A 12,605-nucleotide genomic window follows, 5' to 3' on the forward strand; every position below is an offset into this window, starting at 1 on the left:
TCACGAAAAAAATCTGGTTCATTTGAACCAGATTTTTTAGCATTTATTAACCTATCACTTTCACGCTAAACAATTTCCAACTGTAACTGTTGCGATTCGACCCACTTGGCCGCCAACAAAACGCGGTACAACACGATTGAGATTACGGCTGGAATCACTACCCCGGTCAACATGTAAACCATGAAAGCCGTCGTGTTAGTTGACGCTAACGTAATTGGTGCAATCAACGAGTTTAACCCTAAACCAGCAAGCTTATAAGTTGTGGAGAAGTTAAAGACCAACGTCGCAATTGGCGCGGAAACGATTGCCGCAACCATTGGTGGAATGGCTAACCGCGGGTTGACCAACAGGTTCGGGAACTGAACCTTCGGCGTGATAATGCCTTGTGCAATGTTGGCGCCCAAGTTATTTTGCCGGAAGGACATGATGGTAAAACCGACGAATTGCGCGGTCGTCCCGATTAAAGCGGCCCCTGACGAAACTGGGTCCAACATGACCGCAACGGCTAAGGCCGCCGACGATGCCGGCGTCATTAGGAAGAGCGCCCAGGCTAACGACACGGCCATCGAACCGATCAACGGGTTAACCTTCATCGAAGTGGCGATAAATTGACTGAGCCAAACCAGCGCCGGCGTGGTGACCGCCGCTAACCCTAAGCCAACGACCGCCCCAACAAAGGTCGCCGCCAACGGGACCAACATCATGTCGAGCGGCGTTTTACCCGTTAAGTAATTGCCGACCAACACGGCAATTAAGCCGGCGGCAACCGCCGAAATCGGTTGACCGGTCGTAAAGATCGAACTCTGGGCAGCCTGAGCTAAAGTATGGCCGGTCGCGGTGATCCCGGTCGTCCCCGATTGGGAGAAGAAGACCGCGTTGGCCCCGATAGTCGATGAAATCATCGCGCTAAAGGTAACCAACGTATTGCTTTTAAGCATCGTGGCAATCGCGACTCCGAACGCCGGTCCTAATAAGACTTGGGCCACCGCCCCGACTTGGTACAACGCGTGCCAATGTAAAAAGTTCGCGAATGACTGTAGTAACAACCCAATCCCTAAACAAACTAGAATGGCGTTCGAGACCCCAGCGGATACCTTATAAACATAATCCATGGTCGTCATTTTATGTGTCGCAGTTTCTGCGTGAGTAGCTTCCATATGTATGCCTCCGTTTTAATTATTAAAAATTAGATTAGAACTATGTGAGAATGGTTCTTATTTTGCCACGCCACTTTGACCCTGTCAACCGCGATTCGGTCGCTAACGGCAATTACTTTCAAATCTAAAGTCATTGATTAATGTAACCGGATTCTAACCTTCTTTAACTACATAATCGTAAGTTGATTAGATTAAACACAAAAAAAGCCAACCGCAGCAACACTGCGATTGGCCATTCCTTATCGTTTTCTAAAACCAGTGACGAAGTAACGCCCCACCACCAAGGGTCAGTACTGCTAATAAAATACCAACTGAACGTAACGCTTGACCGTTTACCGCGGATTCATTAGTTTGTGGTAACTTCGGCTTGGCGCTTTGGCCGGCCGTCACACCGTCCGCCTTCGAAACGGTTGTCTTGGCGCTCGACTTTTTGGTCTGCGAGTTGCTAGACGCGCCGCCCGTCATTGCCTGACTGCTGCTTTGGCTGGAAACGCTACTGCTGGACGACTGGTTGTTATCCACAAAGCCGCCGTCAACGTCGATCGTCCCGGTTCCTTCGTCAATGTCCGGATTAACGTTGGTGTTGTCTTCGGGATCATCGGGGTCGGTCACACTCGGCGTTTCACCGTTACCGGCAGAACTGGAGCTACTGAAGACCGAGCTTGCGCTGGATGAAAAGTCGCTCGACGAACTAGCCGAGTTCGAACTAGAACTACTCGTACTGGTGCTCGATGAGCTTGATGCGCTACTACTCGATGAGCTGGAACTGATCGAACTTGAGGAACTCGAACTGCTGGACGAGCTGGAACTCGATGAACTGACGCTCGAGCTAGAACTAGAGCTGCTGGATGAACCACCGCTCCCGGAACCGTTATTATAGTTCTTATCGTAAACCTTGCCGTTAGCTTCTTCCTGATTACGGCCGCCGCTCGTGCCGCCGCCCCATTCCAAGATGGCTTGGTTCTTAAAGTGGTAATCGGTATTCATCAATTCCGGTTCGGTAACTTTAGTGTAGTAGTCAATAATAATCAGATTATTCACCGTATCATTGAAGTCTAAATCAAAACCCTTTTCGTGGTAGCTGACGTTATAAGCGTCTTCGCTAAGCTTATCCTCACGCTTATACGTTGAGGGCCCCGACCAGGTTCCGTTATAAACTTCAAGGCCTTCGATCATCGTCTGCTTGTCACCAATGGTATCCGCAATCGTCAGGTTCTTCATTTCGAGTTCCTGGCGGTTCACGACTAACGTCCACTTGATCATGCCGTTTTCGTGATCCATCGTGCCCTTCTTCGAAAGGTTGGCTTCGTCCTTGACGATGTTAATAACGTCGGTCGATTGGTTACCGCCTTCCAGGTCGAAGACGACGTCCTGCTCGCCAGTATCGGTCCCCCGATACTTCGTGGCTAAGTTCAATTTGATTTCGGTGCCAGTCTTGCCCTCAACGTGGTCGTTGAACGTCACGACCACCTGGCCATCCGAAGTGACCTTAGCCGTCCCGATAACTTCGCCGGTTTCGTCGTCGGTCACGTCAAAGGTGTCACCGACCGTCCGGGCCCGTAAATTTTCCGGTAAATCCAAAGTAACGGTGTCGCCGGCGTGTAGCGTCGTGTCGCCAAACGCTAACTCGTATGAGAGTTGGATTGTATCGGCGTGCTTAAAATCCGGTCCGTTGATGACCGACGCGGACGTCGTGTAATCCTTCGCGTTGTAATTAGTAGCCGCCTGCGCGGACGTTGCCCGCCCAAACAGCGTGAGTAATAACACACCCACAACCCCTAATAACCAGTAAAATTGGTGCCTATTAAACTTCATTAGTTGCTCCTCCTTACGCTAGTTCTAAGGAAAAGTATACGCTTAAGACAATCAATTTCAACCTAGTTTGTGAATGGTTACGCTTAGCGACAACGCGCATCGATCCACTCAAATAAGTCGCCTAAATCATAGTCGCCACTATGTGGCACGTCCCACGGGAACGCCAAGTCAACGTCTAAGCCCCGCTGCTGTAAGCTGGTTGCCAGAATGAACGGGATCGCAAAGCTGGTATCACGGTCGGCCGCACCGTGGCGAATCCGCCAGTGCTTGGCGACCGTCGTCCGATCAGTTTGCAACTGACTGACGGGGTCGATCAACGCCACGAGTGGTGCAGCTGCCTGAGGTCCGCGTACCGCTCCGTGGGCCTGCGCAAAGGCGGTAAAGTGCTTGGCGCTGACCGTTTCATCCCCAAATAAGTTGTTTTCAGCACTGTCTAGGTCAAAACTGTCGAAGGCCGGCACCGCCTTCATCCGCGTTAACGACCGCACGTAGGCCGCAAAATCAACGCCCGTTACCCCGGCCGCCTCAGTAGTAATGCCAGCATACTTGTGGACGTCGGTGCCGGCGCTTGCCGCCGTTTGCGCGGATTGTCGAATCAATTCCGCCAAGGCCCGTTCAAAGGACCCGTGCCCCGCAGCGTCCAAGGTCAGCGGGCGACCAGTTGCGTCCGTCAACTGCAGGCCGTTTAAGTAGTCGATAAAGGCGGCTTTCAACGCGGTCGACGCCCGTTGCTGACGCGCCGTTAACTCGCCGGCAATCGGGGTGAAGTGCGGCCGCTGACCGGCGATTGGGCTCATCGCATAGCGGTGCCAGTCGTTGACGCCGTTAAATTGCCATTCGTAGGCCATGTCGGCGTGCTGCAAGTTGTGAATCGGGCAGTACGCCGAAACCGCAAAGACGTCGTCGCGCTCATCAGCAGCGCCCAGCGCGGTCAGGTACGGAGCAAAACCGTTCGCGTTACCGGACGCCCCAACTAACGCGGACGTCGCCCCACCGGCACTCGTCCCGTTGGTCACGATCCGTTCAACGTTACCCGGCAAGCGCTGGGCATTATGGCGAACGTAGCGAATCGCCGCCTTCATGTCGACGATGAAAGCCGGGGCGTGACCGACTTCCCGCCCATCACTAACGGTCGTGCGCCCCCGCAACCCCGCGGCAACCACCACGTAGCCGTGTTTTAAGGCTGCAATGATCGCCTTGCCATTAGTCGGCCAACTGGTTTTATCCGGGGCATCGGCCGGCCCTGGCAAATAACCACCGACCGTGTTCGGCATAAAAATCGGCGCGCTGGTGGCGTCATAGCCGTTGACCGTTTGGCCATCCAAGTAGGCGTTCGGAACAAACACGTTTAACCGCTGAATCGGCGCCACCGGATTTTGCACGTAACTGATACCGGTCGCCGCGGCGTAAGCCAACGGTTGGCCATTGACCATTACCGTTTGCCGTTGCAACCATTGCGGATTAAAAATTAAGGGCTTCATTGCTAACCATCCTTTCGTCATACCCTCAGCCTACCCCGAATCTGACCGCCAATCAATTCGAATCGGGCACGCCGTTAGTCGCTTTGGGCATAAAAAAAGGCGCCGGCAAACGGCGTCTCAAAATGTAGCCATTAACTTATTCGCCAAACCGCGCCGCGCGGGCCGCCATGAATTGTAGCAACGTGACGCTGACAATCAACGCCGCACCGATAATGCCGAGCGGTTTAAAGCTGACCCCCAGAAAAATAACGCTTAACACCGTTGCCGACAACGGTTCAATGGTGCCAAGCACACTGGCAGTCGTGGGTAAAATGTATTCCAAACTTTGCAGGAAGAATAGGTAGGCCAGCATCGTGCCGAAAACGACCACGAAACCGACTTCACCCCAGCCAACGATGTCCAGTTGCGGCCAGTGTTGCCAAGCCCGACTGGCAACGAAAACAATCGCGCCACCAATCAGCATCGACCAGCCAACGATTGGCGTCGCCCCGAACGTTTTGATTTGGCGAGTCGGCATCAACGTGTAAATGGCGGCACCGACCGCCGCCAGCAGGCCCCAAACGACCGCGCTGATTGGTAACACTAAGCTGTGCAAGTCACCCTGCGTAATCGTTAGGACGGTTCCTAGTAAAGCCACTACCACCGAAATGACGTTGATTTTGCTAGGCACCGACCAGGTCCGCAACGCCAAAAAGATAATGATCAATACCGGCGATAAGGATTGTAAAATGGCCGCGGTCGCCGCGTTACCAGCACTGATGGCCATAAAGTAAGTCAGTTGAGTGCCAATCATGCCCAAAATGCTGAACGCCACCAGTTCGGCGGCCGAACCGGCGTGGCGGAAAACCGCCCCGACCGGCACTCCCCGAAGCGCTCCGTAAATGAGCAAAAGCGCACCGGCAACGACCATCCGGATTGAGACCAACCACAACGTTTCTATATTGGTCGTTTCAAACAGGTGTTGGGCCACCGTCCCGGAACTTCCCCAAAAGAACGGACCGACACTAGCTAACACGAACCCTAACGTTTTCTTTTCCATCTCCCAAGCCCCCCGTCTACGTTGTCCCTAGTCTAACAACTATCCCCCGACTTTGAAAGCCTCACCCGTAAATCGGTGATTAGAATTGACACAAATAGGTGGGTAGTCTAATCTTATACCGTGCGAGGAGGAAAATATGAAGCATCCAAAATTAGTTTATTGGTTACTCGGAATCTTTGCGGTCGTCTTTATTGGCGGCGCGCTGATCATTCCGACCCCGACGTTGAAAAATCAGGTGGTTAATATCACCCAAATTTTCACCGGCGGGTTCAAAACCAAGGGCGCGACCCACGAGGTGGCGGATTCCAAGTTAGGCCAAAAGTACCAACTTTCTGAAAGCGAGCTACGGACTCTCAGCAGCCTCGACGTCACCGGCATCGGTGATTCGATCATGGTACGGACCACGCCCGACTTCAAGGAAATTTTCAAAAGTTTCAACGCTAACGCTAAGGTCGGTCGGCAAGTTTCCGCCGCCCCGGCGATTATTACCCAGCTAAAATCAGCCGACGCCATCAAGAAAAACGTGTTGGTCAACCTAGGAACCAACGGCCCGACCGACGCGGCCACCATCGATGGCATTATCGAGCAGATCGGGTCCGACCACCAGATTTACTGGGTCAACACCCGCGTGCCGGGCAAAAAGTGGCAGGATGCCAACAACCAATTGATCAAGGCGGCCGCTAAGAAATACGACAACGTTCACCTGATTGACTGGTTATACGTCAGCGGCAGTAACGACGACTGGTTCGACGATGATAACCTGCACCCGAACAGTCTCGGCCAGCGCGAGTACACCGCAACAATCGGTCAAGCGATGGCGAAAAGCGCCACCCCGTAATTAGAAAAACAAATTAAAAGTTGCGGCTGTGATTAGAATCAGGCGTCTGATTCGAAATCACGGCCGCTTTTTTTCGCCTTTTTCACGTGGGATTGTAACTAATTTCGGCCACTTTTCATTCGAAAATAAAGCGCCCACACCAGCCGTAAAAAAATACCAATCTTTTTTTAGGCTTACAAATAATCCATCGGTTGAGCTAACCAATCTTTACCAGCCGTGGTTAACCAGTTACTTAACATTATAAAGTGACCATAGACCAAATTTAACACCGGCATCACGGCGTTCATCTACTGGCATAGACCAATATTTCAGCGGTTGAAAAAGCGCTTTCAGGACTGTACACTAAATTTGCATTTATCATCGCTACTTCAATTAGGGGGATTGTTATATGAAGAACTACTTACAACGCATGGGTCGCTCGCTGCAACTACCAGTTGCGGTGCTGCCGGCCGCTTCATTACTAGTGGGGGTCGGCCTCTGGTGGGCTTCCGTCAGCAACGACTTTGTCGCCAACTTTTTACAGGCCGGTGGGAACGCCGTCCTCGGTCAATTACCACTACTGTTCGCCGTTGGGCTCGCCCTCGGGATGTCCAAGGACAAGGACGGCGCCGCTGCTTTAGCCGGCTTAGTCGCCTTCGAAATTCCGGTCAACGTCCTAAAACCCGAATCGGTCGCAACGTTACTCAACGTTAAAGTTGCCAACGTCGACCCATCATTCACTCAAATCGGCAACGTCTTTATCGGGATTCTCTCCGGTTTAATTGCCGCAGCGCTCTATAACCGTTTCCACAAAACCAAATTACCAATGGCTTTATCCTTCTTTAGCGGGAAACGCTTAGTCCCAATCTTGGCATCGTTAACGATGTTGCTGGTCAGCTTACTACTGCTCTTCGTTTGGCCACCAGTTTACACCGCCCTAGTTGCCTTCGGGAAATCAATCGTGGGTCTAGGGGCGGTCGGTGCCGGCTTATACGGATTCTTCAACCGGTTACTAATTCCAACCGGGTTGCACCAAGCGTTGAACTCGGTTTTCTGGTTCGACGTCGCCGGAATCAACGATATTGGGAAGTTTCTTGCCCACCAAGGTACTAAGGGGATCACTGGGATGTACCAAGCCGGCTTCTTCCCAGTCATGATGTTTGGGCTCCCAGCCGGGGCTTACGCGATTTACCGCAACGCCCTGCCCGAACGGAAAGCCGAAACGGCCTCACTGATGCTGGCCGGTGCCTTTGCCGCCTTCTTCACCGGGGTAACCGAACCACTAGAATTCTCCTTCATGTTCGTCGCTTGGCCGCTCTACCTGTTACACGCGGTCTTCATGGGCCTATCGTTAGCCTTTGCAGCCTTCATGCACTGGACCGCCGGCTTTGCCTTTAGTGCCGGGTTGGTCGACTTCATTTTGAGCTTAAAAAATCCCATCGCCAACCACCCACTGATGTTGATCGTCCAAGGGCTGGTCATGGCCGTCATCTACTACTTCGGGTTCGACTTCGCCATCAAGAAGTTCCACTTAATGACCCCTGGTCGCGAACCAGTGACCGCCGAAGATGAAGCCGAAGACTTAGCGCTAGACGATAGCGACGACGATAAGTACACGGTTCAAGCAAAACGCATCTACGCCGCCCTCGGTGGGAGCGATAATTTAAAGGTGATCGATAACTGTACCACCCGCTTACGACTCCAATTAGCCGACACGACTAACATTAACGAAGCGGCTATCAAACGCAGTGGCGCCGCCGGGATCAACCGCATCGACGACACCAACTTACAAATCATTATCGGGACCGAAGTGCAATTCGTCGCCGACGCGTTAACCAAACTGAAAGCCAACAACGCGCCAATTACGGTCACCAACACCACGGCGGCCGCTGAACCCGCTTCGGAACCAACTTCCGGTCTCGCCAGTGGCGTTAGCGCCGACTTCTTCAGCGTTGCCAACGGGACCTACGTTGACATCGAAAACGTGGCCGACCCAACCTTCGCTCAGAAGATGCTCGGTGACGGTTTCGCCATCGAACCTAGTGATGGTACGATCACCGCGCCGGTTGACGGGACGGTCACGACCGTCTTCCCAACGAAGCACGCCATCGGCTTCAAGACGGCCTCCGGCTTAGAGGTGCTATTGCACATGGGTATCGACACGGTCGCCTTAAACGGTGAACCGTTCGACGTCAAAGTCAGTGCTGACCAGAGCGTCAAACACGGTGACGTGGTTGCCACCGTTGACCTCAATGCAATCAAAGCAGCTGGTAAGGCGACAACCATGATGGTCATCATTACTAACATGGACGCAGTTGGCTTGCTGAAGTTCAAGCTGAGCAGCGATGCCATGACCACTTCAACGAAGATCCTGACCGCAACCACCAAATAACTTGTACGATTAAAGGCCCGCACCGGCGATTCTCGGTGCGGGCCTTTTTTAAACTCGTTAATCATTCAGAACTGCTAGGGACGTCTTCCACCGACCAAGTAATTTCACCACTGTACTGCGCTTGGCGCACACTCGGCGGTACAACCACGAAGATCCCCTTATCTTGCGGTGAACCGGCCACCGCGGCTTGGTACCAATCGGTTGTTAGGTTGGTTTGCGGTTGGGTCGTCGTCACCCCAATCAGTTGCTTGGTCCTTAAAGGTTGGGGCGCCCCACCGTGCCCGTCGCGGTAAACTAATTCCAGCTGTTGGCCGTCCCTCGTTTTGAGTGGCTGGGCCGTCGCAAAAACCCGCAAGTTGGCGTAAGAATGCTGTACCGCCAACTGCGGGGCTGGCGCCAGCCGCTGCAACGTCGGTTTAGCGGGCACTTGTAACGACCCGATTGGTTGTGATTCCACCTGAATTGCGGGGCTTAAACGCACGGTCAATTCGTACGGGTTCGACAAAATGGTTTCATCTTTGTTAGCGCCGCGGAGCGTCAATACTTGGTGATCAACCTCACCATCAAAGAGTTGACCAAGGATGGCGCGGGCGTAGGATTGGTTACCCAGGTCATCACGAAAGTCATCTTCGAGAACTAGGTGATCCAACTGAGTCGTTTTTTGATTGTTTTTTTTAAATTCAATGTTGGCAATATTCTGAAGGTCATCAGCAAATTGACGGGCTGCCTCTTTTGGTTTTACTTTATTATTTGTTAATGTAATGACGTGCTTCGGTGTTAATAGCAACGTATCTGAATGACTATTTTTTGCGCTAATTTGAAACGGATTAGTAACATCTGCACGCGCTAATCCATATTCCCTATTATTATTTTCTTCTTTAATTACAATCTTTGTTGTATCAGTTAAAATCCCCTTAGCAAGGTTTAAATGAAACGTCCCATCCTGGTTAACTTTCGTTGTACTTGTATTTCCAGAAGGACTGAGCAAACTAATCGTATTTCCAATTGTGGCAGTACCCTCAACCGATGTACTTTCAACGGTGATTGGCTGAATAATCTTTGGATTCAGCGTATTTTTACCAGTCTTAGCGGGAAAACGTGCTAAAGCAAATTCATTAGAAGTAGAAACACTTGAAAGCCAGAGTATTTTCCACTTCCAAACTCCATAGTTAATTGTTAGATAAACCGGTTTTTCTCCCGTAGTACTAATAAGCTTTTGCTTATTAAGAATACTCATCGTCACCGATTTTGGCATTGGTAGCGTCAAGCGGGCCACACCTGGGATTCCTGACACCATAGGAATGTCGCCCGTTGCCAAAATTTCCTTCTCCGAATCAATAAATCTAATTTGATTTTTATAGTCTTTATCAAAGAAAGGACCCCACACATAATTGCTTGGCAACACCATCTTATTGTTAAGTACAATCTGAATGGTCTTAGTTTGATCAGTTATCCATCCATTTTCAGTATAATCAGCTTGTATGTCCACTAAATCTGGATACTTTTGAACTGAAAATTTCCATTTACCCGAATCCATTAACCGTCCCATCCGATTCTCATCCCCCAAAATCGACCGCATTTCGGGATCAACCACCGCCTGGGCTTCCACACTCACCAGCATAACAACACTAACCATGATCAACAGCAGTCCACCCAGTCGTCGGCCCACCGTTCGCCTACTCATCCGTCACAACCTCATCTTCTGGTTGCCGTCGTTTGTTGCGCCAAGCCACGAATAACCAAACGGACAGGATCGCGGCTAACATTCCCGCAGCGCCGACGCCCAATAACCACCACGGACTTTTAGGTAACGTATCGACGGTTGCGTGGTTATAGTGCTGGGCCGTCTGCCAGTTGATCGAAAAGTCACGGTCAAAGACCCACCGGTGGGCAAGGTTTTTAGCCACCATGTGTAAATGGTAATTCCCCGCAGATAATGGCGTGTGTCCCGCTAATAATGGGTACCGGAACTCTGAGTTAGGCGCAAATTGAACGTCCGTCTTATGAGCACTTCGAACAACTTTACCATCCCGTTTGCGGGTAATTTGCGTCTGCACATCAACACCCATCAACATGGCTGGTTGTACGTTACGAATATGCGGAAAGATGCCGTGATGACCGTTTAACATCTCCGGTTCAACGTTGGCCAGTTTCAATTCCGGACTGGGGACCTGACCAACCGTATAGCGCATTCCAATCACGTACGAATACTTACTGGTGACGTTGGTCGCCCCCTTAACGACCCCGGTAGCTTTTTGATCCACTAGTTGAAAGTACCAGCCCCCAAGCAACACGCCCTGAAATTCGCCGGCCGGCAACTTAACATCGGCACTGACAACCTTGCTGCCATTCGCCGGAACCGTCACCTCACTTGGACCAACTAGCTTAGTAAGTTCCCCGAACCGGTATTTTAATGACGAATCATAATGATCCGGGTTCTGAGCGTATTCAATGATACCGTTAGGATTGGTCGACGCCGTGTGAATGGCGCTCGTAACTCGAATGTCACGATTCGTACTGTTCCGAATTGTCACTTGCAAGCGCTGGGTCTGACCCATTCGCATGGTTAAATCAAAAAAAGAGTGGTTAGCATTACGTTGATTTTTGGGTAGCTGAGCGGCCACACTGAAACCAACCGTTCCGTTAGCTGGCATCTGATTACTAGCGGCTTGCCCCCGTAAGCCACCAAAAATGACCATTCCAATGACTGTTAGCAGCCCCATCCCCGACTTCCACCAATCGTTTTTCAGCATTAGACTTCCTCGATTCGTTAGTAAACTATGTAAACACGCCGCCATCAACGGTAGCGTGGCGGACCTACGCCTCTTGGGGAACGTTATTCAACGTCCACGTCAAATCAGTGGTGAAAGTCCCCGTTTTAGCATTTCGCGGCAATGATAAGTTAATATCATTAGGATTAACTCGCATTGTCGTCATACCGTAGCCGGTGCCTTCCGCCGCTTTTAATAACGTCTGCGATCCTGCTTCCGTTCCAAGTTGAATATCCGTTTCATCCTGATTCACCTGCGCCTGGTTCTCAGCTCCAGTCATCGCGACTTTCTGATTCGTATCAGCCGTCGATGATAAGACCTGCTCATTCTTAAACGTAACCTTTGCGCCCGTGATCATCGCATCCGTGGCACGCGTTCCGGCGTCCTGCTTAACCAATTGACTACCCCGAACTGACAATTGCCAACCAGCCAGCGTACCGCGTAAATCACCAACTTCGACGACCATCTGCTTATTCCATAAACCGGTATCCGCATTGACGGAGCTGGTTTGCTCACCGGTCGCTTTCAAACTGATAGGACCAAAGTTCAACGCTTTCGTGACGTAAACTAATGCCAACGGCCCACTGTTAGTCGTACTATCAGTTCCATTATTAGTCGCATCCGTCGCCGCAACATTCGGATTATCTGGCTGAACCGGTTTAATATCTTTCCCAGGTGTAACGTCCACCGTAATATGCGTTTGACCAGTTGATTCACCAGCAGTGGTTGCCGCGAGAACCGGAGTTAACGTTCCTAACGTGACGATACTGCTCACTACTATTCCCATGAACATTTTTTTCATTAATATTCACCTACCTACATTATTTGCGTACAGCCATAATTTACCACGTCAACTGATTATGACAAGTACTGAAAATTACGATTTGAGTTACTCTCATTAAAAAAACGATTAGCACCAACGTGTTGAGCTGTTAGTTTCGTTTAATTAATTATTAGTTAGAACGTGTTTAGAATCTTTTCAAGAGTATTCGCAGGAAGGCTAAGCTAATCATCATCTTACTGGTGTTCAGCTTTCGCTCACAATTGCGCCAGAGGCGCCGATATTTTCCTAGCCAGCTAAAACTGCGTTCGATAACCCAGCGTTGCGGGGTCACTTGACCGTGCCTAAGGTC

The 12,605-nt window shown here is 51.0% G+C and carries 10 protein-coding genes; 2 read left to right on the forward strand and 8 right to left on the reverse strand.

Annotation, left to right across the window (positions count from 1 at the left end; translation table 11 throughout):
• Positions 1-65 precede the first annotated feature (65 nt).
• The 4 genes from FFM82_RS07115 to FFM82_RS07130 form a co-directional block, all read right to left on the reverse strand.
• Positions 66-1,157, reverse strand: coding sequence for a PTS sugar transporter subunit IIC (locus FFM82_RS07115; protein WP_137645165.1), 1,092 nt, complete (start codon positions 1,155-1,157; stop codon positions 66-68).
• A 249-nt stretch (positions 1,158-1,406) separates the two neighbouring features.
• Positions 1,407-2,972: a collagen binding domain-containing protein gene (locus tag FFM82_RS07120; RefSeq protein ID WP_137645166.1), complete on the reverse strand. Its 1,566-nt coding sequence runs from the start codon at positions 2,970-2,972 to the stop codon at positions 1,407-1,409.
• A gap of 83 nt (positions 2,973-3,055) precedes the next feature.
• Positions 3,056-4,453, reverse strand: coding sequence for a subtype B tannase (locus tag FFM82_RS07125; RefSeq protein ID WP_137645167.1), 1,398 nt, complete (start codon positions 4,451-4,453; stop codon positions 3,056-3,058).
• Positions 4,454-4,589: 136 nt separating this feature from the next.
• Positions 4,590-5,492: a DMT family transporter gene (locus FFM82_RS07130; protein ID WP_137645168.1), complete on the reverse strand. Its 903-nt coding sequence runs from the start codon at positions 5,490-5,492 to the stop codon at positions 4,590-4,592.
• Between the two features lie 136 nt (positions 5,493-5,628).
• Here FFM82_RS07130 and FFM82_RS07135 point away from each other — a divergent pair, with 136 nt between their 5' ends.
• Both FFM82_RS07135 and nagE read left to right on the forward strand, forming a co-directional pair.
• Positions 5,629-6,330: an SGNH/GDSL hydrolase family protein gene (locus FFM82_RS07135; RefSeq protein WP_137645169.1), complete on the forward strand. Its 702-nt coding sequence runs from the start codon at positions 5,629-5,631 to the stop codon at positions 6,328-6,330.
• Positions 6,331-6,718: 388 nt separating this feature from the next.
• A complete protein-coding gene (nagE, locus tag FFM82_RS07140; RefSeq protein WP_137645170.1) occupies positions 6,719-8,701 on the forward strand; it encodes an N-acetylglucosamine-specific PTS transporter subunit IIBC in 1,983 nt (660 codons plus the stop codon).
• 61 nt (positions 8,702-8,762) lie between these two features.
• On the opposite strand, the gene FFM82_RS07145 is transcribed toward nagE, so the two are convergent.
• The 4 genes from FFM82_RS07145 to FFM82_RS07160 form a co-directional block, all read right to left on the reverse strand.
• Positions 8,763-10,250 (reverse strand): hypothetical protein, encoded by a 1,488-nt coding sequence (locus FFM82_RS07145; RefSeq protein ID WP_137645171.1) that lies wholly within the window; start codon positions 10,248-10,250, stop codon positions 8,763-8,765.
• A gap of 127 nt (positions 10,251-10,377) precedes the next feature.
• A complete protein-coding gene (locus FFM82_RS07150; protein WP_170178244.1) occupies positions 10,378-11,454 on the reverse strand; it encodes a WxLIP family cell surface protein in 1,077 nt (358 codons plus the stop codon).
• A 64-nt stretch (positions 11,455-11,518) separates the two neighbouring features.
• Positions 11,519-12,274 (reverse strand): WxL domain-containing protein, encoded by a 756-nt coding sequence (locus tag FFM82_RS07155; RefSeq protein ID WP_137645173.1) that lies wholly within the window; start codon positions 12,272-12,274, stop codon positions 11,519-11,521.
• 166 nt (positions 12,275-12,440) lie between these two features.
• Positions 12,441-12,605 (reverse strand): transposase (locus tag FFM82_RS07160; RefSeq protein WP_143143456.1); only part of this gene is annotated, 165 nt, incomplete at its 5' end.

Source organism: Lactiplantibacillus plajomi, assembly GCF_005405405.1.
Classification (GTDB): Bacteria; Bacillota; Bacilli; order Lactobacillales; family Lactobacillaceae; genus Lactiplantibacillus; species Lactiplantibacillus plajomi.

Bases quoted from the DNA above. Each gene is read 5' to 3' on its own strand.
- FFM82_RS07115 (WP_137645165.1), bottom strand. From the start codon at position 1,157: ATGGAAGCTACTCACGCAGAAACTGCGACACATAAAATGACGACCATG.
- FFM82_RS07120 (WP_137645166.1), bottom strand. From the start codon at position 2,972: ATGAAGTTTAATAGGCACCAATTTTACTGGTTATTAGGGGTTGTGGGT.
- FFM82_RS07125 (WP_137645167.1), bottom strand. From the start codon at position 4,453: ATGAAGCCCTTAATTTTTAATCCGCAATGGTTGCAACGGCAAACGGTA.
- FFM82_RS07130 (WP_137645168.1), bottom strand. From the start codon at position 5,492: ATGGAAAAGAAAACGTTAGGGTTCGTGTTAGCTAGTGTCGGTCCGTTC.
- FFM82_RS07135 (WP_137645169.1), top strand. From the start codon at position 5,629: ATGAAGCATCCAAAATTAGTTTATTGGTTACTCGGAATCTTTGCGGTC.
- nagE (WP_137645170.1), top strand. From the start codon at position 6,719: ATGAAGAACTACTTACAACGCATGGGTCGCTCGCTGCAACTACCAGTT.
- FFM82_RS07145 (WP_137645171.1), bottom strand. From the start codon at position 10,250: ATGGGACGGTTAATGGATTCGGGTAAATGGAAATTTTCAGTTCAAAAG.
- FFM82_RS07150 (WP_170178244.1), bottom strand. From the start codon at position 11,454: ATGCTGAAAAACGATTGGTGGAAGTCGGGGATGGGGCTGCTAACAGTC.
- FFM82_RS07155 (WP_137645173.1), bottom strand. From the start codon at position 12,274: ATGAAAAAAATGTTCATGGGAATAGTAGTGAGCAGTATCGTCACGTTA.